General features: G+C 43.9%; 27 protein-coding genes and 1 other RNA gene. 17 read left to right on the forward strand and 11 right to left on the reverse strand.

The window, feature by feature from the left end; translation table 11 throughout:
- Position 1 precedes the first annotated feature (1 nt).
- Together KXD37_RS09695 and KXD37_RS09700 are read left to right on the forward strand one after the other, a co-directional pair.
- Positions 2-919 (forward strand): TIM barrel protein, encoded by a 918-nt coding sequence (locus KXD37_RS09695; protein WP_095713004.1) that lies wholly within the window; start codon positions 2-4, stop codon positions 917-919.
- Complete coding sequence (locus KXD37_RS09700; protein ID WP_151174516.1) at positions 897-2,129, forward strand: MFS transporter; 1,233 nt, start codon at positions 897-899, stop codon at positions 2,127-2,129. The genes KXD37_RS09695 and KXD37_RS09700 overlap by 23 nt, the downstream gene beginning before the upstream one ends.
- A 45-nt stretch (positions 2,130-2,174) precedes the next feature.
- Here KXD37_RS09700 and KXD37_RS09705 read toward each other — a convergent pair whose 3' ends face one another.
- A complete protein-coding gene (locus tag KXD37_RS09705; RefSeq protein WP_081638366.1) occupies positions 2,175-2,642 on the reverse strand; it encodes a GNAT family N-acetyltransferase in 468 nt (155 codons plus the stop codon).
- Between the two features lie 126 nt (positions 2,643-2,768).
- Here KXD37_RS09705 and KXD37_RS09710 point away from each other — a divergent pair, with 126 nt between their 5' ends.
- Entirely contained in the window at positions 2,769-4,586 is a 1,818-nt protein-coding gene (locus KXD37_RS09710; protein WP_263463499.1) for a zinc ribbon domain-containing protein, read from the forward strand.
- 39 nt (positions 4,587-4,625) lie between these two features.
- Here the strand turns inward: KXD37_RS09710 and KXD37_RS09715 are convergent, their stop codons facing one another.
- The 3 genes from KXD37_RS09715 to opcR form a co-directional block, all read right to left on the reverse strand.
- Positions 4,626-5,327 (reverse strand): zinc ribbon domain-containing protein, encoded by a 702-nt coding sequence (locus KXD37_RS09715; RefSeq protein ID WP_106021992.1) that lies wholly within the window; start codon positions 5,325-5,327, stop codon positions 4,626-4,628.
- A 161-nt stretch (positions 5,328-5,488) separates the two neighbouring features.
- On the reverse strand, positions 5,489-6,103 hold the full coding sequence (locus tag KXD37_RS09720) for a PH domain-containing protein (protein WP_024122878.1): 615 nt from the start codon (positions 6,101-6,103) through the stop codon (positions 5,489-5,491).
- A 181-nt stretch (positions 6,104-6,284) separates the two neighbouring features.
- Entirely contained in the window at positions 6,285-6,842 is a 558-nt protein-coding gene (gene opcR, locus KXD37_RS09725) for an opuC operon transcriptional regulator OpcR (protein ID WP_044159138.1), read from the reverse strand.
- A 262-nt stretch (positions 6,843-7,104) separates the two neighbouring features.
- Here opcR and opuCA point away from each other — a divergent pair, with 262 nt between their 5' ends.
- From opuCA to opuCD, 4 genes are all read left to right on the forward strand, one after another.
- The gene (opuCA, locus tag KXD37_RS09730) at positions 7,105-8,244 is read left to right on the forward strand and encodes an osmoprotectant ABC transporter ATP-binding protein OpuCA (RefSeq protein WP_101859940.1); all 1,140 of its coding nucleotides are present in this window, start codon (positions 7,105-7,107) and stop codon (positions 8,242-8,244) included.
- Positions 8,245-8,265: 21 nt separating this feature from the next.
- Positions 8,266-8,919, forward strand: coding sequence for a glycine betaine/carnitine/choline/choline sulfate ABC transporter permease OpuCB (gene opuCB / locus KXD37_RS09735; RefSeq protein WP_024122875.1), 654 nt, complete (start codon positions 8,266-8,268; stop codon positions 8,917-8,919).
- Positions 8,920-8,983: 64 nt separating this feature from the next.
- Positions 8,984-9,850: an osmoprotectant ABC transporter substrate-binding lipoprotein OpuCC gene (gene opuCC, locus KXD37_RS09740; protein WP_106019934.1), complete on the forward strand. Its 867-nt coding sequence runs from the start codon at positions 8,984-8,986 to the stop codon at positions 9,848-9,850.
- 17 nt (positions 9,851-9,867) lie between these two features.
- Positions 9,868-10,536, forward strand: a complete 669-nt coding sequence (gene opuCD / locus KXD37_RS09745; protein ID WP_101864776.1) for a glycine betaine/carnitine/choline/choline sulfate ABC transporter permease OpuCD — start codon at positions 9,868-9,870, stop codon at positions 10,534-10,536.
- Between the two features lie 34 nt (positions 10,537-10,570).
- Here the strand turns inward: opuCD and KXD37_RS09750 are convergent, their stop codons facing one another.
- Positions 10,571-11,104: a GbsR/MarR family transcriptional regulator gene (locus tag KXD37_RS09750; RefSeq protein ID WP_106019566.1), complete on the reverse strand. Its 534-nt coding sequence runs from the start codon at positions 11,102-11,104 to the stop codon at positions 10,571-10,573.
- Positions 11,105-11,388: 284 nt separating this feature from the next.
- On the opposite strand from KXD37_RS09750, the gene opuBA reads away from it, so the two are divergent.
- Genes opuBA through KXD37_RS09770 form a run of 4 tightly spaced genes read left to right on the forward strand, consistent with a single transcriptional unit; the run spans position 11,389 to position 14,830 of the window.
- The gene (opuBA, locus tag KXD37_RS09755) at positions 11,389-12,534 is read left to right on the forward strand and encodes a choline ABC transporter ATP-binding protein OpuBA (protein ID WP_101864778.1); all 1,146 of its coding nucleotides are present in this window, start codon (positions 11,389-11,391) and stop codon (positions 12,532-12,534) included.
- 14 nt (positions 12,535-12,548) lie between these two features.
- A complete protein-coding gene (locus KXD37_RS09760) occupies positions 12,549-13,202 on the forward strand; it encodes an ABC transporter permease (RefSeq protein WP_095713009.1) in 654 nt (217 codons plus the stop codon).
- A gap of 11 nt (positions 13,203-13,213) precedes the next feature.
- Positions 13,214-14,134 (forward strand): choline ABC transporter substrate-binding lipoprotein OpuBC, encoded by a 921-nt coding sequence (gene opuBC, locus KXD37_RS09765; protein ID WP_263463500.1) that lies wholly within the window; start codon positions 13,214-13,216, stop codon positions 14,132-14,134.
- Positions 14,135-14,149: 15 nt separating this feature from the next.
- The gene (locus tag KXD37_RS09770; RefSeq protein WP_255002008.1) at positions 14,150-14,830 is read left to right on the forward strand and encodes an ABC transporter permease; all 681 of its coding nucleotides are present in this window, start codon (positions 14,150-14,152) and stop codon (positions 14,828-14,830) included.
- Between the two features lie 45 nt (positions 14,831-14,875).
- On the opposite strand, the gene KXD37_RS09775 is transcribed toward KXD37_RS09770, so the two are convergent.
- The 4 genes from KXD37_RS09775 to rghR all read right to left on the reverse strand — a co-directional run bounded on the left by KXD37_RS09775 (position 14,876) and on the right by rghR (position 17,976).
- Positions 14,876-16,576, reverse strand: a complete 1,701-nt coding sequence (locus KXD37_RS09775; RefSeq protein ID WP_024122862.1) for a methyl-accepting chemotaxis protein — start codon at positions 16,574-16,576, stop codon at positions 14,876-14,878.
- A gap of 126 nt (positions 16,577-16,702) precedes the next feature.
- Positions 16,703-17,029 (reverse strand): catDE operon transcriptional regulator CatR, encoded by a 327-nt coding sequence (gene catR / locus KXD37_RS09780; protein WP_010331897.1) that lies wholly within the window; start codon positions 17,027-17,029, stop codon positions 16,703-16,705.
- Positions 17,030-17,120: 91 nt separating this feature from the next.
- Positions 17,121-17,540, reverse strand: coding sequence for a helix-turn-helix domain-containing protein (locus KXD37_RS09785; protein WP_024122861.1), 420 nt, complete (start codon positions 17,538-17,540; stop codon positions 17,121-17,123).
- A 28-nt stretch (positions 17,541-17,568) separates the two neighbouring features.
- The gene (rghR, locus tag KXD37_RS09790; protein ID WP_024122860.1) at positions 17,569-17,976 is read right to left on the reverse strand and encodes a transcriptional repressor RghR; all 408 of its coding nucleotides are present in this window, start codon (positions 17,974-17,976) and stop codon (positions 17,569-17,571) included.
- Positions 17,977-18,127: 151 nt separating this feature from the next.
- Here rghR and KXD37_RS09795 point away from each other — a divergent pair, with 151 nt between their 5' ends.
- Entirely contained in the window at positions 18,128-18,361 is a 234-nt protein-coding gene (locus tag KXD37_RS09795) for a helix-turn-helix domain-containing protein (RefSeq protein WP_024122859.1), read from the forward strand.
- Positions 18,362-18,404: 43 nt separating this feature from the next.
- Here the strand turns inward: KXD37_RS09795 and KXD37_RS09800 are convergent, their stop codons facing one another.
- A complete protein-coding gene (locus tag KXD37_RS09800) occupies positions 18,405-19,169 on the reverse strand; it encodes an alpha/beta fold hydrolase (protein WP_059353555.1) in 765 nt (254 codons plus the stop codon).
- A gap of 152 nt (positions 19,170-19,321) precedes the next feature.
- Here KXD37_RS09800 and secG point away from each other — a divergent pair, with 152 nt between their 5' ends.
- The 5 genes from secG to ssrA all read left to right on the forward strand — a co-directional run bounded on the left by secG (position 19,322) and on the right by ssrA (position 23,931).
- Positions 19,322-19,552: a preprotein translocase subunit SecG gene (gene secG, locus KXD37_RS09805; RefSeq protein WP_003220028.1), complete on the forward strand. Its 231-nt coding sequence runs from the start codon at positions 19,322-19,324 to the stop codon at positions 19,550-19,552.
- 131 nt (positions 19,553-19,683) lie between these two features.
- On the forward strand, positions 19,684-20,424 hold the full coding sequence (locus tag KXD37_RS09810; RefSeq protein ID WP_044159124.1) for an alpha/beta hydrolase: 741 nt from the start codon (positions 19,684-19,686) through the stop codon (positions 20,422-20,424).
- Positions 20,425-20,442: 18 nt separating this feature from the next.
- The gene (gene rnr / locus KXD37_RS09815) at positions 20,443-22,779 is read left to right on the forward strand and encodes a ribonuclease R (RefSeq protein ID WP_254517879.1); all 2,337 of its coding nucleotides are present in this window, start codon (positions 20,443-20,445) and stop codon (positions 22,777-22,779) included.
- A 143-nt stretch (positions 22,780-22,922) separates the two neighbouring features.
- Entirely contained in the window at positions 22,923-23,393 is a 471-nt protein-coding gene (gene smpB / locus KXD37_RS09820) for an SsrA-binding protein (RefSeq protein ID WP_010331890.1), read from the forward strand.
- A gap of 175 nt (positions 23,394-23,568) precedes the next feature.
- Positions 23,569-23,931: a transfer-messenger RNA gene (gene ssrA / locus KXD37_RS09825) on the forward strand.
- Positions 23,932-24,935: 1,004 nt separating this feature from the next.
- Here the strand turns inward: ssrA and KXD37_RS09835 are convergent.
- On the reverse strand, positions 24,936-25,136 hold the full coding sequence (locus tag KXD37_RS09835; RefSeq protein WP_024122855.1) for a hypothetical protein: 201 nt from the start codon (positions 25,134-25,136) through the stop codon (positions 24,936-24,938).
- Positions 25,137-25,231 lie beyond the last annotated feature (95 nt).

The raw sequence follows: 25,231 nt of genomic DNA on the forward strand, positions 1-25,231 counted from the left end.
GATGATTGCGCAAATACCGTTTTTCGGGTTAGACCCGAAGCAAATTGATAAAAAGTGGGTCGAAGCAGGATATGGCCTTGAAGCCAATATTTTTGACGGAAAATCGTTTGAAGCAACAGATTATGTTAAAACCTTCAAGCGGACACTTGATTACACAAAACAGCTTGAGCCGTCATTATTGACACTTCATTTTCCCACCGACAATGCGGATTATGTTCATGAAGCGCATATAAAGGACCGTCTGCTTCATTTTGCAGAGCTTGCGGATGTATATGGCGCCAAGGGGATAATTGTTCATGCCAATCAATTTATGTCCGTTGAAGAATTTCAAGGCTATGATTTAGAAGGAAACCGCAGAAAAGTCATTGAATTTTTTGCAGAGTTTGATGAAGAGCTAAAAGGAACAGATATATGGATTGGAGTCGAAAATCTGCCGATTATCGGGAATCTGGGCGAAGACTTTGACCCGATATTCATTTATCCTGAGGATTTTGAGGAACTGATTCAGCTCGGTTTAAAACATATCGGGATTACATGGGATCTGTGTCATTGGGCCATTACCTATCAGACACATTTATCATCATCACTTATGTTCAGGAATGAAAAGCTGAGATACCCTGACTTTTTTCAATTTCTTTCCTTAAAGGACAGCATTAAACATTATCATTTCAGTTCGTTTTGCCAGCTAGCCTTCCCGCATGGAGGTGTCCGCTGTTTTGAAGGGCGTCATCCCGCAGAAGGAACGATAGATGAAACATTGCTCAGACAAGCAGCAGAGATGTTAAAAGAGATACACCGCGGTGATGGCACAGGTATCGTATTTGAAGTGATGGAAGAGGATTATACACAAAGAAAAGAATCATGGAGAACATTAGAATGGTTCGGCGGTGCTTCTGATGAAGATCAAAAACGGCCGTGATTCGGCATATCGAACACCAAATTATGCCAAACTTTGGGCTGCACAAGTATTTTCTTCCGCGGCGGATGGCGTCTGGCTCATCGCGCTTCCGCTTCTTGTACTCGATTTGACCGGAAGTAAAATATTGGTCGGGGTGATTTCTTTTATCGAGCTCGTTCCCCTGACCTTCGGAATGTTTACAGGCCCCTTAATTGATTCTTTTCGAAAAAAAACCATATTGTATATGTGTAATACAGGAAGGGCAGTCATTATGATTCTCTTGGCAGTCCTTAGCGCAAATGGTTTTTTAACTGTATGGATCATCGGTGTATGCGCATTTTGTTTATCGCTGCAATCGATGCTCTTTTCCCCGGCGAAAGTCGCGCTTATCCCGATACTTGTCCCTCAGAAACATCTAGATCAAGCGACATCTTTAATGAATACAAGCGAACTTATTGGTCTGATCGTCGGAAAGCTGATCAGCGGCGTTTTGCTTGCGGCCATTCCGTTCGGGCTGCTGTTTTTCATTAATGGAACCGCCTTTTTTGTATCCGCTGCATTGATTGCAGTTATCCACATTTCAGAACCTGCCGGCCTAAAAAGCAAAGGGGCAGAAGCCCTTAAGACAGGATACAGAATGCTGAAAGGCAACTCATCTTGGATGACTTCTGTCGGTTATTTTTTTATCGTGAATCTTGTCATTGCCGGGTTTATTTCGGTTATGGGGCCGATTCTTGCAGTGGAACGTTTTCATGAAAACTATTCTGTGTGGTTCGCCGTCATGTATGCAATGTTTCAGGGCGGAATGCTCTTAGGTAATCTTGCTGTATTTTTTAAGTGGAATACTAAGCGGCTTGAACGGCTCTATCCCAGAACTTTAACAGCTGTCGGATTGCTCATAATGTTTTTGTTTTTTCAGCTTAGCGGGCTTGAATGTGTCATTTTTTTGATACTAGGTGTTATTATCTCGTATATTGATGTGCAAACAGTTCTGTTTTTTCAAAAGACTGTTCCGACTGAATACTTCGGAAGAATTTTCGCGCTTATTTTTTCTATTGTAAAGATGGGAGAACCTCTTTCAGCAGCTGTTTATACAGTGCTTCTTGTGTTTATGGACGCTGATTATATTTTTCTGGCTGTCGGTCTGACCCTCGTGCTGACTTTTTTCATACTGTCAGTGAGGCAGGGAATGCAACGGGATGCCGGGAAAAAAGCGAATCAGTTTTTTTAATTTCTATATGAAAGAGCTGCCGATTATCATACGGCAGCTCTTTCATTAAAGATCCAAATAAAGTCTCACCATATCACGGCATTGTATGCCGTTTTCGAAAATGTCCTCATCATAATGTCGGGTAAAGAAATCATGATCGATGGCCTGCAGGCGGAAACCGCATTTTTGATAGAGAGAAAGCTGATGAATGCTGGAATTTCCCGTGCCGATTTCAATCGTGTCCGCACCCAGCTCCTTTGCCTTTTCGATGGCGTCATGGACAAGCTGTTTGCCAAAACCCTTCTTTTGAAGAGACTCTTTTACGGCAATATTTACAATTTCAACTGTTTGCGGCCTTGTTTTTAGCAATACATAAACACCGGCAAGTTCATCACCGGCCCAAGCTGTGTAACATTCTCCTCTTTCAAGATATTCATCTACAATGTCTTTCGACGGATCGGCGAGCAGCAATAGATCGTATAATTCGTCATTTGCTTTTTCTCTTATTTGAATCCTGAGCTTTTGCACGTACATTCCACCTTTTCATATGTTTATAGAGATATTTTCATGATTTCCTCCAATTTCATACCATTCTATTATAAAATATGTAACATAGGAAATCTGTACAAAATAGTGGATAAAAAATAGGAGGAAAGTCACATGTTTTGTAAGGAATGCGGTCAAAAAAATAATGAAGGGGCCAAGTTTTGTAAAGAATGCGGCACCCCGATCGGAGGGAGCAGCAGACAGGCAAATAAAGAAACAGCAAGCACTGCTGAAACGAGGCAGGCTCCGCGAAAACCAATCCCTAAGAAAACTATCATTTTATGGAGCAGCATTGCCGCAGCGTGCGTCATATTCTTCGCTGCATATAAAACCGGAGCGTACCTTACTTCTAAGGACAGGTTAGTCGACAAATTTGAGCAGGCTGTAAATGATGAGGATAAAGACCAAATCGCTTCGCTGCTAACACCGGCAAATGACAGGCTCAAGCTTACTAAACAAAACGTAAAGCCGTTTCTTACATATTTAAAGGATCATCCTGACAAAAAAGATGAGCTTTTTTCATCGCTGCGTGCTGAAACAGTCCAAAAGGATATTGTATACGCGGAGAAAGACGGGAAAACTTTGCTAGTATTTGACCATTATGATTTAAAGATAGCACCTGTTTATTTTGAAGTAACCAGCAATTATAAACATACGGATCTCTATGTGAATAAAGAGGAAGCCGGATCTGTAAAGAAAGCAGATCAAGCACAAACCCTCGGACCGTACATTCCCGGCGAATATACAGTCTCAGCCAAACTGAAAAACGATGTAGTCGATCTTGTGAAAAAGGAAGACATTCAGGCGGTTGGTGACAATAGCTTTCGTGTTGATCTCTCATTGGAAGCAGATAATGTAACATTCAGCTTAGCGGACGACATGAAGGATGGAAAGGGAGATTTGCTGATTAACGGTAAATCCATCCATAAGGATCCGTTCAAATCTGTCACATACGGACCGCTTCTGACAGACGGATCAATGACAGCTGCGGTTGAAACGGAGTTTCCATGGGGAAAAACAAAAACAGCGGGTGTGCCGATTGATAGCAAAGAAATGGAGTTAACGTTAATTCCTGACCAAGATACACAAGAAACAATCATGAATACGATTGTCAAAACGACAAAGCAATATTCCAAAGCGCTTTCTGATGGAAATACAGCTCAGATGACAGAGGCAAGTGCCAGTTGGAAAGCCGAAGTAAAAGATAACGTGGATTCGATGAAAAACACGGATTCTTACTTAAAAGATAAATATCTGGAAACAGACTTTGATTTGGATACATTTGCTCTATCCCAGAAAAATGACGGTACATGGCAGGCGTCAGTAAAAGGAAAAGAACTTCACCAGTCGGCTAATTATAATGACTATACAAAACCTGAAATGTCGGATGAGAGCCCGAGCTATGAATATCTGCTTTCATATGATAAAAAACAGAAAAAGTGGATGTTCGAAGATGCAGAATCAACTTTTGATTCTGCCGGAACAAATATAAAGAAAATAAAAAATGATCATGCAGAGACGTACACGTCAGCCTGGGCAGACTCGAAAGGCAAGAAAGCAAGCGTAAGCCCATCGGCCGACGATGTCACGGATGAACAAGTGACATCATTTATGGTTAATTATCTGACAAATCAATCAACCGCAGTGAATTTAAATGAATTTGCGGTCATGGAAGGCAATCTGGAAAAAGGAAGTTCATTATATAATGATCAGCAGAAATTGGTTAAGAAGCTGTACAGCGAGGGGACGACTGAAGTATTTATTGATGTAGAGGTAAAAAGCTTTAATCAAAGCGGCTCGAATATCACAATTAAAACATATGAAGAATTTGATATTACAAAATCAGGCGGCAGTACAAAGCGCAGAACATACAACTGGACCTACACCGGCGTAGTGAAAGACGGAAGAATTTATTTAACATCTATTCAATAAAAACAAACCCCCATCACCAGCAGGCGATGGGGGTGTTTTTTAAAAAAAGATATAACGGAAAATCTCTTTGATATAATGTTCGATGATGAACCGAAACGCAACGCACGTGATCAGATAAATCACAATGGTTGAGTAAATGATATCAGCTTTTCCTTTATACGAATGCTGGTAACTGCTCAGCATCGCAGGGGGAATAGCGAAGAATGCGCCGATTAAACCAATCGCTAACACGGTGAAACAAAGATCTGTATGTAATAAAAACAATAAAAGTGCAAGAATCAAAATAGCTGTAAACGGAATAAGAAACGCACCAAATCTGGAGAATGAATCTTTAAATGAGACTTGGTTTCCCGCGATTTTTAAGGAAAAAAAGATCAATGCATGCAACCCGAAAATAAAAAGGGCAAAGTAAATGGTTGGCTTTAAAAAGATTTCTGTAAAGCTCGCACTGCCGGGACCTTCTGAAAAAAGAATATAAAACATCAGCGGAGTTAGTAAACTGAAAAGCACCATTGTAATGATTCCGCTGATCAGCTGTTCGCCGCCTGTTGTTTTGCACTCCTGATAAGGGCGTTTCAGAACAGCCAGAACAAATGAACCGAACTGCTTTGCTGCTTGTTTTGCAGCTTCAGCTCCCGCCTGTGCTCCTTGATTTTCGCCGGCTTGGTGCGGAAGAGGCGATCCGCATTTCTCACAAAACTTTCCGCCATCTGCTTGATGGCCGCATTGAGGACAAAACATATGATGACTCCTTTTACATGTAATATAGGGAAAATAGACTAATAATGTCATTATAAAAGAAAAAAGTAGAAAAGTAACCAATATCCAGGTAAAAAATTTTCTCCAAGATTATGTATCAGAAACAAGACACGAGCTGCCAGATGCGAACCCGTGTCTTGTTTCTAGTTATTCATATATTTTTCAAATACGTCACCGAAATCTTTAATATGGTACTGCGAGCGGACGGAAGTGACCCATGTAAACCCGAATTCGGTCAGCTCTTTGTATTGTGTTTCAATATTGACGTGCTCAGGGCGGGTATGCTGAAGGATGGTGACTGCTCGTTCCAGACTTTGCTCAGCCTGATTGATCAAAATGTCATTTTCATAGATCGTTTCAGAGATACGGAGAAGGGCTTTATACAAATCTTTCAGCTTTTCAATTTGCTCTTTATGCACATCGATGTCAAATTGTTCAGAGCCCAGCTTGAACTTGATTTCAACATCCAAATCGACCTTCCCGGCGGTTTCCAGAAAAACATCAGAGATTTTATATTGGGAATAAGGGTAGCGTTTCAGCGTTCGTTTGGAGGAAGTGGCACGTTCGCCGTCAACATGGATCAGCGCCAGATTCGTGAAGCAATATTCATCGGCTTTTGTTTTAATCAGGAAATAAATTTTTTCGTTGTCTTCATGCATGACATAGTCATCAGCATCTGTTTTGTCATAATCCTGAGGTTCGATAATTTTTCCGATATCTGATAATCCGAGTGCATCTGCTGCAATTTTCTTGAACATATAGATACATCCTTCCTATTTACATAGTCACTTCATTGTAGCACGCGGCGTTTCCGAACGGCTATAAACGTTTGCGAAGAATCAGCCTCTTGGTAAGGCCAATGTCACATGGAGGAAGTATACGATGTTCTCATATATGATGTTTCCAATATTAATCTCATCATGTAGAAAAGCAGTTCCCTTACTTCAGGGAGCTGCTTTCAGCTGTTTTCGGCACGTATTCAAATACTTCTTCACTCTCAAAAAACTCAATTAAGCGGCTCAGCCAATCATAGTAATGAAGCCATTCTCTTAATTCATTCAGCAGCTGATTGACTTTCTCTTCGGCTTCTCGGGGAAGCTCGTCCCTTTGTAAAAGATCCGTCAGCTCCCGGTTTAATTTTTTGTACAGCACTTTGTTTTTGCTCACGACCTTTGTCCAGTTCGCCGCAAATAAAGATATGAAGGTTTGATAATAATCCTGCTCTACGTCGTAAAGATCTTTTCTTACGCCTTTTTCAAACACCTTTTCGGCAATGTTGGCATCAATCATTTCACGGACGACCTGGCTCATCCGTGTTTTGCTCATGCCTGTTGCTTCTGACAGCTCGCTTAACGTCATCGGTTTTCGATTCATATAAATAATCCCGAGCACACGCCCGACAGTAGAAGGCATTCCAAACGTATGCATGTTTTCGGCAATCTTCTCGATGAGATGCTCTTCAGCATGTTCAATGATGTCGAGAGCAGTTTTTTCCACAGCTGATCATCCCTTCAAATGGCAATTGATGGTGTCAATATATCATATTTCTGCCAGTTGTTGAAAACAGCTGTATGCGGAGGAAGCGAGAGGTATCCGGCGTAATTGTAAGAACACCCTCTCTGCCTGAGTCATAACAATAAATAATCTGTAAATAACATATAATTTCAACACATTGTAAACTTTTTATTTTACAAAGTTCAAATTATAATAAAGATTATACTTTTCAGAAAAATTAACGGAACCTGCGGAGGTGCACGGATTGCTGAAATTAGAACAAGTGTCAAAAGTATATAAAGGCGGCAAAAAAGCTGTGAACAGCATTGATTTAGATATTGCCAAGGGCGAATTTATCTGTTTTATCGGCCCGAGCGGCTGCGGAAAAACGACGACGATGAAGATGATTAATCGACTGATTGAACCGTCGTCAGGAAAGATCTTTATCGACGGAGAAAACATAATGGAACAGGACCCGGTTGAACTGCGGAGAAAAATCGGCTATGTGATTCAGCAGATCGGTTTGTTTCCCCACATGACCATTCAGCAGAACATTTCACTCGTTCCGAAACTGCTGAAATGGCCTGAAGAAAAACGGAAAGAACGGGCGAGAGAGCTGTTAAAGCTTGTTGATATGGGCCCTGAATATTTAGACCGTTATCCCCACGAGCTCAGCGGCGGACAGCAGCAAAGAATCGGCGTGCTGCGCGCACTGGCTGCGGAACCCCCTCTCATTTTAATGGATGAACCGTTCGGAGCGCTTGACCCGATCACGCGGGATTCCCTTCAGGAAGAATTTAAAAAACTGCAGAGAACGTTAAACAAAACCATCGTGTTTGTGACCCACGACATGGACGAAGCCATTAAGCTAGCTGACCGGATTGTGATTTTAAAAGCGGGTGAAATCGTTCAGGTCGGCACACCTGATGAGATTCTCAGAAATCCGGCAAATGAATTTGTAGAAGAATTTATCGGGAAAGAGCGCCTGATCCAGACAAGGCCTGAAATTGAGCGGGTTGAGCAGATGATGAACAGAATGCCTGTCACGGTTACAGCGGACAAAACGCTTTCTCAGGCCATTCAGCTGATGAGAGAAAAACGCGTCGACTCGCTGCTTGTTGTAGATGAGCAAAATGTGCTGAAGGGATACGTAGATGTTGAAATCATTGATCAAAACCGCAAAAAAGCGAGCGTTGTTGGTGATGTGTACCGCTCGGATATGTATACCGTGCAAAAAGGAGCCCTTCTCCGCGATACCGTCCGGAAAATCTTGAAGCAAGGAATTAAGTATGTTCCCGTTGTTGATGAAGAGCACCATTTAGCAGGGATTGTGACAAGAGCAAGCCTTGTGGACATCGTATATGATTCCATATGGGGCGAGGAAAACCAGCTAATGACGATCTGATCAGGGGAGGAGCTCTTACACATGAATCAAATGATGACTTTTTTACAGACGAACGGCGGAGAGCTGCTGTATAAAACAGGTGAACATTTATATATTTCTCTTATTGCTGTTGTATTGGGTATTATCGTTGCGGTGCCGCTCGGCGTTCTGCTGACCAGAATGAAAAAAGGCGCAGGCGCGGTTATAGGTGCCGTCAACATTGTGCAAACCTTGCCGAGTCTGGCGATTCTGGCATTTTTTATCCCGCTTCTCGGTGTTGGAAAAGTGCCGGCGATCGTCGCTTTATTTTTCTATTCGGTGCTTCCGATTCTGCGCAATACGTATACAGGCATTAAAGGTGTAAACAAAAATCTGCTTGAGTCAGGAAAAGGGATTGGAATGACCGGCTGGGAGCAGATCCGGCTCGTCGAGATTCCGCTGGCGATTCCGATTATTATGGCAGGCATCCGCACATCCACGATCTATTTAATCGGCTGGGCGACCCTTGCCTCATTTATTGGCGGCGGCGGTCTTGGTGATTACATTTTTATCGGACTGAACCTGTATCAGCCTGAATACATCATTGGCGGTGCTGTGCCGGTTACAATCTTAGCCATTATCATTGATTATTTGCTAGCCGTGACGGAACGAAAAGTGACACCGAAGGGATTGCAAGGGATGAAGGAAGTTTCTTAAGGAGTTGGCTGTATTGAAAACGAAAAAAATCAGATGGATCGGCGCGCTCGCTTTCGCCTTTGTCATGCTGCTGAGCGGCTGTTCTCTGCCGGGACTTGGCGGCGCCTCACAAGATACGATCAAGGTCGGGGCGCAAAGTATAACAGAATCAGAAATTTTAGCGAATATGATTGCGCAGCTTATTGAACACGATACGGATTTAAATACGGCTTTAGTCAAAAATCTCGGATCAAACTATGTTCAGCACCAGGCGATGCTCGGCGGTGACATTGACATATCCGCCACACGCTATTCTGGCACGGATTTAACGAGCACCCTCGGAATGGAGGCGGAGAAGAATCCGGAAAAAGCGCTGAACATTGTACAGAAAGAATTTGACAAACGTTTTAAATATAAATGGTTTGATTCTTACGGGTTTGATAACACATATGCCTTTACCGTAACAAAAAAGTTTGCGGAAAAGGAGCATGTAAACACCGTGTCTGATCTGAAGAAAAACGCTTCTGAATATAAGCTGGGGGTCGACAATGCCTGGCTGAAACGGAAGGGCGACGGATATCAAGGTTTTGTCAGCACGTATGGATTTGAGTTCGGAACAACCTATCCGATGCAAATCGGACTTGTTTATGACGCAGTCAAAAACGAGAAAATGGACGCTGTTCTTGCTTATTCCACAGACGGCCGGATTAAGGCGTATGATCTGAAAATCCTAAAAGACGATAAACAGTTTTTCCCGCCGTATGACTGTTCGCCGGTGATTCCGGAAAAGGTGCTTAAGGAACATCCGGAGCTTGAAGGCATTATTGATAAACTGATCGGGAAGATTGACACGGAAACCATGCAGGAGCTCAACTACGAAGTGGACGGCAAACTGAAGGAGCCATCTGTTGTGGCAAAGGAATTTTTAGAGAAACATCATTATTTTGACTAAGAAAAGAGGCAGACCAAATGGAAGTATTACAGCAGCTTGGCACTTACTATTCGCAAAACGGCAGTTATGTGCTGCAAGAGTTTTACCGCCATTTTCTGATGTCGGTGTACGGCGTTTTGTTTGCGGCCATCGTCGGCATTCCGCTTGGCATCCTGATTGCCAGATACAGAACATTAAGCGGCTGGGTTTTCGCCGTCACGAATGTGATCCAGACGGTGCCGGCGCTCGCCATGCTGGCCGTGCTGATGCTAGTGATGGGGCTTGGCGCGAATACGGTCATTTTATCGTTATTTCTTTATTCGCTGCTGCCGATCATCAGAAATACGTACACAGGCATTGTCAGCATTGAACATGCCTATCTTGAATCAGGAAAAGCGATGGGCATGACAAAGTTTCAAGTGCTGCGGATGGTAGAGCTTCCGCTGGCGCTTTCTGTTATTATGGCCGGCCTCCGCACCGCGCTCGTCATTGCTATCGGCATTACTGCCATCGGGACATTTGTCGGCGCCGGAGGCCTTGGAGACATCATCGTCAGGGGGTCAAACGCAACGAACGGGACCGCGATTATATTAGCTGGCGCGATCCCGACAGCCCTTATGGCGGTGATAGCTGATTTGGTCATGGGCTGGCTTGAACGCGCGTTAAGCCCGATTAAAAAGAAGAAAAAACTGGCCAGTGCAGCTTAATAAAAAAAACGCCTTGTTCATGACAGGGCGTTTTTTACGGTTTCGGCACATATTTAAAAATCTCTTCACTCTCAAAAAACTCAATCAGACGGCCGAGCCAATTGTAATAGTCGAGCCATTCCTTTAATTCCTTCAACAGCTCATTCACCTTTTCTTCCGCTTCAGGAGAAAGCTCTTCATCCAAGATACTGAGCAGCTCCCGGTTGAGTTTTTTATGCATCATTTTATTTTTGCTGACGACTTTGCTCCAAGTGGCTGTAAACAGAGTGATAAAGGTTTGGTAGTAATCCTCTTCAACATCGTATAAGTCTTTTCGCACGCCCTTTTCGAACACCTTCTCGGCGATGTTGGCATCGAGCATGTCCCGCACGACCTGGCTCATTCGCGTTTTGCTCATGCCGGTCGCTTCTGATAATTCCGTCAGCGTCATCGGCTTGCGATTCATATAAATAATGCCCAGCACACGTCCAACGGTAGAGGGCATTCCAAATGCATGCATGTTTTCCGCGATTCTTTCTATGAGGTGGTCTTCAGTCTGTTCAATTATCGTTAACGGATTTTTCTCCAACAGTTTCAATCCTTTCAGCTAACAATTCCGATGTCAATATACCACATTTTTGATGCGGCGGAAATGCTGTAATCATAGAATTTGGCAGGAAATTGGAGCAATAAGGAGATCATTACCGGTCAATACGGGTAAATCAGGGTTTACACATACTTTATAAATAATATGAACAAATTGTAAACTTTTTATTTTATAAACTTTATTCTATAATGGGAAGCATTCAATTGTCTGAAAAATTAAATACAAACTGAACGAATTGAATGAATTTAATTTTGGAGGTGCGATGTTTGCTGACATTAAAAAATGTCTCGAAAACATATAAGGGCGGCAAAAAAGCTGTGAACAGCGTGAATCTGGAAATTGAAAAAGGTGAATTTATTTGTTTTATCGGTCCAAGCGGCTGCGGAAAAACGACAACGATGAAAATGATTAACCGATTAATTGAGCCGTCAGCCGGTCAGATTTTTATTGACGGCGAGAACATGATGGAACAGGACCCGGTAGAACTCAGGCGTAAGATCGGCTATGTCATTCAGCAGATCGGACTGTTCCCCCATATGACCATTCAGCAGAACATTTCACTTGTGCCTAAGCTACTGAAATGGCCGGAGCAGCAGCGGAAAGAACGTGCGCGTGAGCTTTTAAAATTGGTTGATATGGGACCTGAATATTTAGACCGTTATCCTCATGAATTAAGCGGGGGACAGCAGCAGCGAATAGGTGTATTACGGGCACTTGCCGCGGAACCGCCGCTTATCTTAATGGATGAACCGTTTGGGGCGCTTGACCCGATTACGAGGGATTCCCTTCAGGAAGAATTTAAAAAACTGCAAAAAACCTTACATAAAACCATCGTATTTGTTACCCATGATATGGATGAAGCGATTAAGCTAGCAGACCGGATCGTCATTTTAAAAGGCGGAGAGATTGTGCAGATCGGAACGCCTGATGATATTCTGAGAAATCCGGCAAACGAATTTGTTGAGGAGTTTATCGGCAAGGAGCGCCTGATTCAGTCATCAAGTCCTGATGTTGAGCGGGTTGATCAAATTATGAGTACACACCCGGTGACTATTACGGCGGATAAAACGCTCTCTGAAGCGATCCAGCTGATGAGGCAGGAGCGTGTCGACTCGCTCCTGGTTGTAGATGACAGCCATGTTCTTCTAGGCTATGTAGATGTGGAAATCATTGATCAATGCCGGAAGAAAGCCGAGCTCGTAGGCGAGGTCCTGCATCAAGACATCTACACCGTCTTGGGCGCAACACTGCTGCGGGATACAGTACACAAAATTTTAAAACGGGGTGTAAAGTACGTGCCGGTTGTAGATGAAGACAGCCGTTTAATAGGAATTGTGACGAGAGCGAGCCTGGTTGACATTGTGTATGAGTCCATCTGGGGAGAAGAAAAACAGCTCGCAGTATTGTCATAGGGAGGTTGTCAGACATGAATCATATCATTGAATTTTTGCAAACCAACGGAGGCGAACTGCTTTACAAAACATATGAGCATATCACCATTTCTCTCATCGCCGTCATTTTAGGCGTGGCTGCCGCTGTGCCTCTTGGGATTGTGCTTACCAGAATGAAAAAAGGAGCCGGCACCATTATCGGCATTGTGAATATCATTCAGACGCTGCCCAGTCTGGCAATCCTCGCTTTCTTTATCCCGCTCTTGGGAGTCGGAAAAGTTCCGGCTATTGTGGCCTTGTTTTTCTATTCCGTTTTGCCGATCCTGCGCAACACGTATACCGGGATTCGCGGCGTTAACAAAAATCTGCTTGAATCAGGAAAAGGCATCGGGATGACGGCAGCTGAACAAATCCGCCTCGTGGAACTGCCGCTTGCCGCGCCCGTCATCATGGCGGGGATCAGAACATCCACGATTTATTTAATCGGCTGGGCGACGCTTGCATCCTTTATCGGAGGCGGCGGATTGGGTGATTATATTTTCATCGGCCTGAATTTATATCAGCCGGAATATATCATCGGAGGAGCGGTTCCCGTCACGATATTGGCGATTGTCATTGATTATGTGCTTGCGTTGACGGAACGAAAAATCACGCCTGCCGGACTGCAGGGAATGAAGGAAGTTTCATAAGGAGGCTGCTCATGAAAAGAAAACATCTTAAATGGCTGAGCGGTTTTACGCTCGCAGTAATGCTGATGCTAAGCGGCTGTTCGCTTCCCGGGCTCAGTGCCGCTTCAGACCAGACCATTAAAATCGGCGCGCAAAGCATGAGTGAATCAGAAATCATCGCAAGCATGCTTGGCCAGCTGATCGAACACCATACGGATCTAAAAACAACAACCATTAAAAATCTCGGCTCCAACGCGGTGCAGCAGCAGGCCTTAATAAACGGAGAAATCGATATTGCGGCCACAAGATATACAGGTGACGCGCTGACAGGCACGCTGAGGATGAAACCTGAAAAAGATCCGGACAAAGCGCTGGCGCTGACACAGCAGGAGTTTAAAAAAAGATACGATTTAAAATGGTATGACTCCTACGGGTTTGATAATACGTATGCCTTTACCGTCAGCAAGAAGCTTGCAGACCAATATCATTTAGAAAATGTATCAGACGTCAAAAAATGGGCGCCGCAATTAAAGCTGGGCGTCGATAATTATTGGATGAAGCTTAAAGGGAACGGCTATCAGGATTTTACGAAAACCTACGGCATGACATTCGGCGGCACGTATCCGATGCAGATCGGGCTTGTGTATGACGCGGTGAAAAGCGGAAAAATGGACATTGTCCTCGCTTACTCCACGGACGGGAGGATCAAGTCCTATGATCTCAAAATGCTAAAGGATGATAAACAATTTTTCCCTCCGTACGACTGCTCTCCTGTTGTTCCGGAACAGGTGCTTAAAGAACATCCTGAACTGGAAGGCATCATTCAGAAAATGATCGGAAAAATCGATACAGCCACGATGCAGGAGCTTAACTATGAAGTCGACGGTAACCTAAAAGAACCGTCTGTCGTTGCCAAGGAATATTTGCAAAAGCATCACTACTTCGAATCGTGAAAGGAGGATTGACCAATGAATGTACTTGAACAGTTAATGACGTATTATGCACAGAACGGCAGCTATGTAATGGAAGAGTTCGGCCGCCATTTTCTCATGTCGGCTTACGGCGTCTTGTTTGCTGCTGTCGTCGGGGTTCCGGTCGGAATCCTCATTGCGCATTTCAGCCGCTTGTCAGGATGGGTATTCGCCGTAACAAATGTCATTCAGACGATTCCGGCGCTCGCCATGCTGGCAGTCCTGATGCTTGTCATGGGGCTCGGCGCAAACACAGTGATTTTATCATTATTTCTGTATTCCCTGCTACCGATTATCCGAAACACGTACACAGGCATTGTCAGCATTGAACACGCATACTTAGAATCAGGAAAAGCGATGGGGATGACGAAATTCCAAGTTCTTCGGATGGTTGAGCTCCCGCTCGCGCTTTCTGTCATTATGGCAGGCCTTCGAACGGCTCTCGTCATCGCTATCGGCATTACAGCAATCGGCACATTTGTCGGCGCCGGCGGCCTTGGGGATATGATCGTCCGCGGGTCAAACGCCACAAACGGAACGGCGATTATTCTAGCCGGCGCGATTCCGACTGCGGTGATGGCGGTTGCGGCTGATTTGCTCATGGCTTGGGTGGAGCGGGCGTTACATCCGGTCAAGAAAAAAAGAACCAGGGTGAGACGTATTCAAACAGCTGCATAAGAACAAAAAAAGAGGCTTGGATGATTCCAGCCTCTTTTTTCTTATTTAGATTGTAAACTGATCCATTTTCTCATTAAGTTCTTTCGCCAAACGCTCAAGCTCCTCAGCATTTTGAAGCACTTGATCCATTGAATGGGCGGATTGCTCGGTAATGGAAAATGTTTCTTCAATGCCGGCGGCGGATTCTTCAGAAACGGAGGCGATATTTTCAATCGATTGGTTAATTGTGATCGATTGGTTTGTTAACTGCTTTAATCCGTCCGTTACTTCCTTAATACTGTCCGCTACATAGGTGACCGATTGCTTAATGTTCTGCATGGCCTGTCCGGTGTCAGTCAGGTTTTCAGTACCTTTTTCTACTTCGGTAAAGCTGCTTTCCAGGTACTGGATGACAGTGTTGATTTCCTGCTGTGTGCCGCCAACTATTTTAGTGATATCCTGAACGGAGTCAGATACGCCATCTGCGAGCTTTCGGACCTCCTCAGCCACAACGGCGAAGCCTTTGCCGCTTTCTCCTGCGCGGGCTGCCTCAATTGCGGCATTAAGTGACAATAAGTTCGTTTGCTCGGCAATGCCGTTGATGACCTGAACAAGCTTGTTGATGTCCTGAGAATGCTGTTCCAGCGATCTCACTTTATGAACGGCCTCCTGAACGATATGATGGATTGTTTTCATTTGCTGCACTGACGTATCCATATTTTCGTTTCCGTTTACGGCGAGTTCGAGAACGTTTTGAGACGTATCGCTGATCGTCATGCCGTGATTGTAGGCTTTATCAATGCTTTCTGTAAATTCATTCATTGATTCGGCGATTGTCACAGCGTCTTGCGCCTGCTGCTCGGAGCCTTCAGCCATTTCGTTCATCGTTTCGGTAATATGCCTGCTGCCGGTTCTTGTTTCATTCGTTGCAGTGGTCAGCACCTGTGATGAAGAAAGCACGCGGGTGGAGATTTCTTTTGAATATCCGACGATATCTCTTAAATTCCCTACCATTTTCTGAAGCGCTTCGTTCAGATCGCCGAGCTCGTCTTTTGAGGCCAGCGGCTCTATGTCATTTGACAGATTGCCTTCGGCGATCTCATTCGCAGATGACTTCATTCGAATAATCGGTTTTACAATGCTGCGATTGATATAAAGCCAAATACATATGCTGATGGCGATGGAAGCTGCCAGAAGCAAAGCCGTGTAACTGAGACCTTTATGATAAACATCCTTGGTTTCTTTCACCGCCGTGTTGCTGCCTTCTTTATTAAAGTCAACAAGTTCAGTGATTGATTTTTTCATATCCTCAAAGCTTGCTTCAGTCTGTACCAATAACCCCCTTGCTTTATCTATATCATTCGTGCGTCCGCTCTCTAAAATCTGGTTATGAATATTCGTATATGAGTTGACTTCAGTCTTGAGCTGTTCGAAAATGCTGCGTTCTTTGTCATTAGAGATTGTCTTTTCATAGTTATCAAGCTTTTCATTGATATCCTTAAGGATCTGGTTCATATCTTGGTCCAGCGTATCCATTTTATCTTTGTCTGTATAAATCAGGAAATCCTTTTCCTTAGAGGAAAGGTGCTCTGTCAAATAATTAATAGATGTAATTTCTTTAATGCCGTCTATCCATTTCGTGTTGATTTCATCTGTCTTTTTGATGATGTGCTGCATATTGAAAGCGCCTATTCCGCCTATAAGCAGATTGATGAGGATCAGTGTCAAAAATACCAGGCTGAATTTGCGGGAAATCGTCAGTCGCATTTACGTGTTCTCCTTTTAAAAAAGTGATGTGATGTACTATATATCGGCTGAGAAATTGTTTTTTCACCTGGAAATAAAAAATAAAAAACGGCTCTTCTCTCCGTGGAGATAGAACCGTTTTAGCAATTACATATGAAAGGAAGGGTCAATCCATTCAGTCGCCCATTTGGAGATTTCACCCAGAATGGGCGCTAACGCCATTCCTTTGTCGGTTAATGAATATTCGATGCGAACCGGAGTTTCGGGGATGACGTCCCGCTTAACAACTCCTTCAAGCTCAAGTTCTTTCAGCCTTTCTGACAGAACTCTGCCGCTTAGATTTGGAAGTGCTGCTTCTATTTCGCTAAATCGCTGCTGACCGTTCAACAGTTGAAAAACGATTAAAGCAACCCAGCGTTTGCTCAAGATGTCGACTGCTTTTTCAAATCTAGGACACATTTCTGATTGGTTCATACTTTTCACCTCGTCTGTCATTATTATAACGCAAATAACGAGGGAACGTATGCATGCGTGATTGATAAAATGCGGAAAGAGATGCAGAAGATTACGTGGAAGAGGAGCGTTTTTTCGCTTCGGAAGCTAAAAAATCGAAGTATTTGCTGAGATTTTCAATATCCTGCTTGGAGAGATGCCGCCATTTTTCGCTGTTAAAAAGAGACAGGTTCTCCGTTCCTCGAGTGACAGCCGTCTGATAAATCGCATAAATAGACTGATAGCTTTCCGAAGCCTCTCGAATTTCTTCAGGAAAAGCGGTAATGTGCCCTGCGGCTGCCATCAGGTTTTCGTGCGGTATTTTCAGCACCGCTGCGAGCTTTTTTATGGTCGCGGGCTTTGGTGTGCCGCGCTTGCCGTTTTCTATTTTTGAAATGGTCGCTGAGCTGATGCCCGAGTACACCGCAAGCTGGTTTACTGTCAGTTTGCGGGCGCGGCGCAGCGCCCTTAATTCCTGTCCGAATGTTGACATGATGATCGCCTCGCATTTCTGGAAAGAGTTATTGATCAGCAGATCGTTTTTTGGCTTCGTCTGAAATAAAAGAGAAATAATGATCCAGCATGAGCAAATCCTCTTTGTTGAGATACTGCCATTTTTCACTCTCAAGAAGGGCAAGATTTTTCAGGTCATAAGCCTCCGCCTTTTCAAGCAGCTGGCACTTCGTTTCATAAGGCGCTCTGGCTTCATGAATCTCTTCGATATATCCCGCTTTATACATAAGCCCTTCATAAGGAATTTTTAAGGCCTCCGCCAGTTTTTTGATGGTGGCAGGTTTAGGAACGCCGCGTTTGCCGTTTTCAATTCTGGAGATGCCGGCCGCGCTTACACCGGAATAAGTCGCCAGCTGGTTGACTGTCAGCTTTCTCTCCTCACGCAATGCCCGTAATTGTTCGCCGAAGCTTTCCATATGTCTCACCCCGTCCCTCACTGTTACTCATATTTTAGTATGTTTATTGACTAAAGGGAATAGGTGGGCTGGAAATGTATTGACAAAAGTTAACATACGCCGTAATGTAAATGTATAGAAAAAGTTTTTTCATGAACGGAAGGTGAGGAAAGTGCCAGTAGAAAAGATACAGATTAGACGTGATTATGTATTGCAGTATATGGTCAATAACGATTATTCCCTCAATCAGCTTGCGCTGGAAATCGGAGTCTCACCCGCCACACTGAGCCGTGTGCTGAATGGAGAAAGACGGCCGGGGCAGCTTGTGATCGGAAAAATGCTTCACTATTTTGACTTGAAGTTTGAGGATCTTTTTTACTATGATTTTGTTGACAAAAGTCAATAACTTAAGAACGCCTGGGGAACCAAGCGTTTTCTAAGCCTTATCATCAATGTGTCAAAACAAAACCCGTCACAAGTTCATTGCATGTTTTCCATTGTTTTGTCGGCAGCTGATGGCCCTGGTATTCCAGCCTGAAAAATTCAGCGTGGCTGCATGCTTTCCGGTAATAGCCTGCATGTGTAAAGGTCCAGTCGCGCAGGCCGCCATACATAAACAGCATCGGCATGTTAAAACGGGGCAATTGTTCAAGGCAGCTGTAGCGGAGAGAATCCCGATAATATTGATACCAATGGCCGAGGTCAGCTTTTTTCATATGACTCGTTAATAGATTTCGGAGCTGTCTGTTTTTCGTATGGCTGCTGGCGATAATTTTCATCAGCATGCCGGGACTTTTTTCAAGAAGATACATTCCCATTTTGTGAAGCTGCTGACCGGCCATGGTATGAACAGCGGGGTACGCGCCGGCCAACACCAAATGAGATACTTTGTCCGGCCGGGTGAAGCCGATGTGCTGTGCAATTAAGCTGCCGGCGGAATACCCGAATACTGCAGCCTGATCAATGTGCAAACGATCCATAAATTGCACGATCTCGTTTGCGTAATAGGAAATCGAGATTTGCTGGTCTGCATGATCGCTGTCGCCATGTCCGCTTAAATCGGGAAATATCACCCTGAAATGATCCGCCAGAAGGCGCTGATAATAAAAAACCTTGCGGCCCATGCCCGGCGGGTGAATAAAAATGATAGGGATTCCCTGTCCATATTCCTCATAATATAGATGTTTCTTATTGGCTGTGCTGATGATCGGCATTGTTGTTCTCCCTTTTCGCTCAATTCATACGAATAGGCTAACCAAAACAAAATGTCTTATCCGGTCTTTTGGCGTCTGATACGGCGTGACATGGCAAACCTTTTCATGTAAAATAGAAGTAATGTAGGCCAGTGAGTCTGGAGGTGTAAGGGATGCACGCGGTTTTGATTACCTTATTGGTTATCGTCAGTATTGCACTTATTATTGTCGTTTTGCTTCAATCCAGTAAAAGCGCCGGATTATCTGGTGCGATTTCAGGCGGAGCGGAGCAGCTCTTCGGGAAACAAAAAGCAAGAGGTCTTGATTTGATTCTGCACCGCATTACGGTTGTGCTGGCAGTCTTGTTTTTCGTGTTGACGATTGCGCTTGCTTATATCCTATAGGGCAATGTTTGTATAAGGTCTGATGTAAAGTCAGGCCTTTTTCACGTTTCTGGCTGTTATTCAGAGCGTTTTTTTCTGATCAAACTGTGGAAAACTAAAATGATCGTGCAGAAAGAAAGGGAGAAATGAGCATGAAAGTTGTGACACCAAAACCATTTACATTTAAAGGCGGAGACAAAGCGGTGCTTTTGCTGCACGGCTTTACAGGGAATACAGCGGATGTGAGAATGCTGGGACGTTATTTGAATGAACGGGGCTATACGTGCCACGCGCCTCAATATGAAGGACACGGCGTTCCGCCTGAAGAATTGGTACATACGGGGCCTGAAGACTGGTGGAAAAACGTCATGGATGGCTATGAATATTTAAAATCTGAAGGCTATGAGGACATTGCTGCCTGCGGACTGTCGCTTGGCGGGGTTTTTTCGCTGAAATTGGGTTACACTGTACCCATAAAGGGAATTGTTCCAATGTGCGCGCCAATGCATATTAAAAGCGAAGAGGTCATGTATCAGGGCGTCCTTTCCTACGCGCGCAATTACAAAAAATTCGAGGGGAAAAGCCCGGAGCAAATAGAAGAGGAAATGAAGGAATTTGAAAAAACGCCGATGAATACCCTTAAGGCGCTGCAAGACTTGATTGCCGATGTGCGAAAGAATGTCGATATGATCTATTCTCCGACATTTGTTGTGCAAGCCCGTCATGATCACATGATTAATACCGAAAGTGCCAATATTATTTACAATGAAGTGGAAACTGACGATAAACAGCTGAAATGGTATGAGGAATCAGGCCATGTTATCACGCTGGACAAGGAACGGGACATCGTACATCAAGATGTGTATGAATTTTTAGAGAAGCTGGATTGGTAACCAACAGGAGGTCGGATTATGGAAAAAGAAGCATTTATGGATAAGCTTCTCTCGTTTATGAAGGAAGAGGCGTACAAGCCTCTGACTGTTCAGGAACTTGAGGAGATGTTACAGATTACGGATGCCGAGGAATTTAAAGAGCTCGTCAAAGCGCTGGTTGCGCTGGAGGAAAAAGGGCTTATCGTGCGGACGAGAAGCGACCGCTACGGCATTCCGGAAAAAATGAATTTAATTAAAGGAAAGCTTTCTGCGCATCCGAAGGGATTTGCCTTTTTGCTGCCTGAGGATACGTCGTTAAGCGATGTGTTTATTCCCCCTAATGAGCTGAATACAGCTATGAACGGCGATATCGTAATGGTACGCCTGAATTCGCAGTCAAGCGGCTCCAGACAAGAGGGCACCGTCATTCGTATTTTAGAAAGAGCGATTCAGCGGGTAGTCGGAACCTATACAGAAACAAAAAACTTTGGTTTTGTCATTCCGGATGACAAAAAAATCACAAGCGATATCTTCATTCCTAATAGCGGGAAAAATGGCGCGGCTGAAGGGCATAAGGTGGTTGTTAAGCTGACCAGCTATCCTGAAGGCCGAATGAATGCAGAGGGTGAGATTGAATCCATTCTCGGCCATAAAAATGATCCGGGCATTGATATTTTATCAGTCATCCATAAGCACGGACTGCCGGGTGAATTCCCTGCCGATGCAATGGAACAGGCGACAAGCACGCCTGATACGATTGATGAAAAAGACCTGATAGACCGCCGTGATCTCCGTGACCAGGTCATTGTCACCATTGACGGAGCGGACGCGAAGGACTTGGATGACGCGGTTACAGTGACAAAGCTGGATGATGGCAGCTATAAGCTTGGCGTTCACATTGCCGACGTCAGCCATTACGTGACTGAAAACTCGCCGATTGACAAAGAAGCGATGGAAAGAGGAACGAGTGTGTATTTGGTTGACCGTGTGATTCCGATGATTCCGCACAGACTGTCAAACGGTATTTGTTCATTAAATCCGAAGGTTGACCGCCTGACACTTTCTTGTGAAATGACCATCAACAGTCGGGGAGAAGTCACAGAGCACGAAATCTTCCAAAGCGTCATCAAAACAACGGAAAGAATGACATATTCCGATGTGAATCAGATTCTTGTTGATGATGATGAAGAATTAAAGCAAAAATACGAACCGCTCGTGCCAATGTTCAAAGACATGGAGCGGCTGGCAGAAATTCTTCGCGAAAAGCGGATGAACCGCGGCGCCGTTGATTTTGACTTTAAAGAAGCAAAGGTGCTTGTTGATGAAGAAGGCGCGGTCAAAGACGTTGTGATCAGAGAACGCTCTGTCGCCGAAAAACTGATTGAAGAATTTATGCTTGTTGCGAACGAAACCGTTGCAGAGCATTTCCATTGGATGAACGTTCCGTTTATTTACCGGATACACGAAGAGCCCAATGCTGAAAAACTGCAAAAGTTTTTAGAGTTTGTGACAACATTTGGCTATGTTGTAAAAGGAACGGCCGGAAATATTCATCCGCGCGCGCTGCAAAGCATTCTTGACGCAGTTCGTGACAGACCAGAGGAAACAGTGATTTCTACTGTCATGCTCCGTTCCATGAAGCAGGCGAAATACGACCCGCAAAGCTTGGGGCACTTCGGCCTGTCAACTGAATTCTATACCCATTTCACATCGCCGATCCGCCGTTACCCGGACTTAATCGTTCACCGTTTGATCAGAACGTACTTAATCAACGGCAAAGTCGATGAAGCGACACAGGAGAAGTGGGCTGAACGGCTTCCGGATATCGCTGAACATACTTCATCAATGGAACGCCGTGCAGTTGACGCAGAGCGTGAAACAGATGATCTGAAAAAAGCGGAATATATGCTTGATAAAATCGGTGAAGAATTTGACGGCATGATCAGCTCTGTGACAAACTTCGGGATGTTTGTCGAGCTGCCGAATACAATTGAAGGACTCGTCCACGTCAGCTTTATGACGGATGACTACTATCGCTTTGACGAGCAGCACTTTGCGATGATCGGGGAGCGAACGGGAAATGTGTTCCGCATCGGGGATGAAATTACAGTCAAAGTCGTTGACGTCAATAAAGACGAGCGCAATATTGACTTCGAAATCGTCGGTATGAAAGGCACCCCGCGCCGTCCGAGAGAAATGGACAGCCGCAGCCGAAAACGCGGAAAACCTGCCAGAAAACGCGTGTTAAGCACAAATACGCCTGTATCTCCTGCTCCTTCCGAGGAAAAAGGAGAGTGGTTCACAAAGCCGAAGAAGAAAAAGAAAAAACGCGGCTTTCAAAACGCACCGAAGCAGAAACGGAAAAAGAAGAAATAGCAGCTCAACCAGCAAATAGGGCCGCAGCGCTCTATTTGCTTTCTTTCGGAAACAGCTTTTCATTGTAGCCATGCGTGACATTTGGTAAAATAGAGCGTATCGCAAAGGTGGACAGTTTTTCCTTAGTGAGAGGAGGTTCTGGCATGCCGAAAGGGTCAGGAAAAGTATTATCACAAAATAAAAAAGCCAATCACGATTATTTTATAGAAGAAACATATGAAACAGGCATTGTATTGCAAGGAACAGAAATCAAAGCGATTCGCGCCGGCCGCGTGAACCTTAAGGATTCCTTCGCCAAAATCGAACGGGGAGAAGTATTTCTCCACAATATGCACGTCAGCCCGTATGAGCAGGGAAACCGCTATAACCACGATCCACTCCGGACGAGAAAGCTGTTAATGCACCGCAAGGAAATTAACAAGCTGATCGGCTTAACGAAGGAAAAAGGTTATTCTCTCGTTCCGCTCAAGCTATATTTGAAAAACGGCTTTGCCAAAGTTCTTCTCGGTCTGGGTAAAGGGAAGAAAAACTATGACAAACGTGAAGATCTGAAGCGCAAGGATGCCAAGCGTGAAATTGAAAGAGCGTTCAGAGACAGTCAAAAAGGGTTCTAAAAAGCATAACGCTTGATACTGGAATCCAGCCTGTGCTATACTGATTTCACGATAAGATGACACGGTCTTTTCTTGAAGGATTTGTCAATTGAAATGAGCCGTGATCATGTTATAATAAGAATGTAGCCAGTTTGAGTGAGAGCTTGATATTTCTCCCGTATTTCCCTTATAACAAGGGGACGTTACGGATTCGACAGGGATGGATCGAGCTTGAGCTGCGAGCCGAGAGGCGATCTCGTAAACACGCACATAAATATAACTGGCAAAACTAACAGTTTTAACCAAAACGTAGCATTAGCTGCCTAATAAGCGCAGCGAGCTCTTCCTGACATTGCCTATGTGTCTGTGAAGAGCACATCCAAGTAGGCTACGCTTGCGTTCCCGTCTGAGAACGTAAGAAGAGACAAACAGACTAGCTCTCGGAAGGCCCGCCCGCAGGCAAGAAGATGAGTGAAAACACAAATATGCAGGCTACGCTCGTAGACGCTTAAGTAATCGATGTTTCTGGACGTGGGTTCGACTCCCACCGTCTCCATACATACTTTGAAACCGCAGTGCTATCAAAGCTTCTAAAGCTTTCGAGGGCACTGCGGTTACTTTTTGGTAACACTTTTAAAATTTTTCGTTTTCCATGAAGCCAATAACTTCATGTTGTGCAGACGGGTAAAGGTGACTATACCTGTTCAATGCGATGACCAATGGATTGCATTTTTTATTGATCAAGTATGATGCATGTGAAGTCTGAAGTCGTGGAGCACTATTTTTTTAACCCCTGATTTTCTAAGGTATTTTTCGTACCGTCTATCAATTGCGCTAGTCGCTATGCTATCGTAAAAAGAACCAAAAATCCTATAATCTGATTTTACTGGCGCTGTGTTTTCAGCGCTATTTTTTATGTCTTTTAAAAGAGACAGTTACTCTATCGACTCTATCTGAATCTGCATGTGAATTTTATCCTTAATCTCAATTATTCGGGAGATGCAATTGAGATGCTATGGGAGGTTTGTGGCTTAGTGTTAGGGGAGCTGTACACATGAAAAAGAACAAAGGAGGTTAAACAAGCTTGTAGGGGCACTGCGTACTCACTGGATTTTAGTAAATATACAGTGTTGCCTGAACTTGATTCAAAGCACCTTTACTTAAGTTAAGTGCATCTTCTAAACATCCTTGAACACTATTGATTTTGACATTCGTATAATTATATTCTTTATTCATATAATAAGCGAAAGCGATCATACCATCTCTTTGACTGTATACCCCGTCTCTTTGTCAAAAACTAAAATCTTAGTAAAGATGTACTCAACTTCTGCTAGAGATTTTTCAATTTGTTATTCAGTTAAGCCATCTAAACCGTCCTCCGAATTCAATTGGGTTGCTGAACTGCTGGTGCTATTGTCGCAATAGCAAGAAAGAAAACCGACGCTAGAAAAAACAATCTTTTCAACATGTGTGAACTCCCCCTTTTTTGAAATGGTAAAAGCAACATACATTTTTCAAAAAAAGGGTTTTAATCATAATAAGTCAAATATCGACAGAAGATTGTTACCACAAATGCAAAGCAAGAAACGAAAACGCCCATGCCAATATGCCGAACATTACAAAGAACCTAAGAAAAGTCTCATATTTTGTTAGTCTTCGTTCTCTTTTTGTTTTACCTAATCTCCAATACAGGGCGTAGCCGGAGAACAATAAAATGATTTGTCCAAATTGCGACACAGATTCTAAAAATTCTATACCATTCATTGATTTTCACCTCGTTTATTTATGAGAAAAAAATAAAGCAGACTTGCAGAGAGTCTACTTACCGCTTATCCAAAGTACCCATTTTCTTCGGTTTA

It is taken from the genome of Bacillus sp. XT-2, from assembly GCF_025696525.1.
Lineage (GTDB): Bacteria > Bacillota > Bacilli > Bacillales > Bacillaceae > Bacillus > Bacillus halotolerans.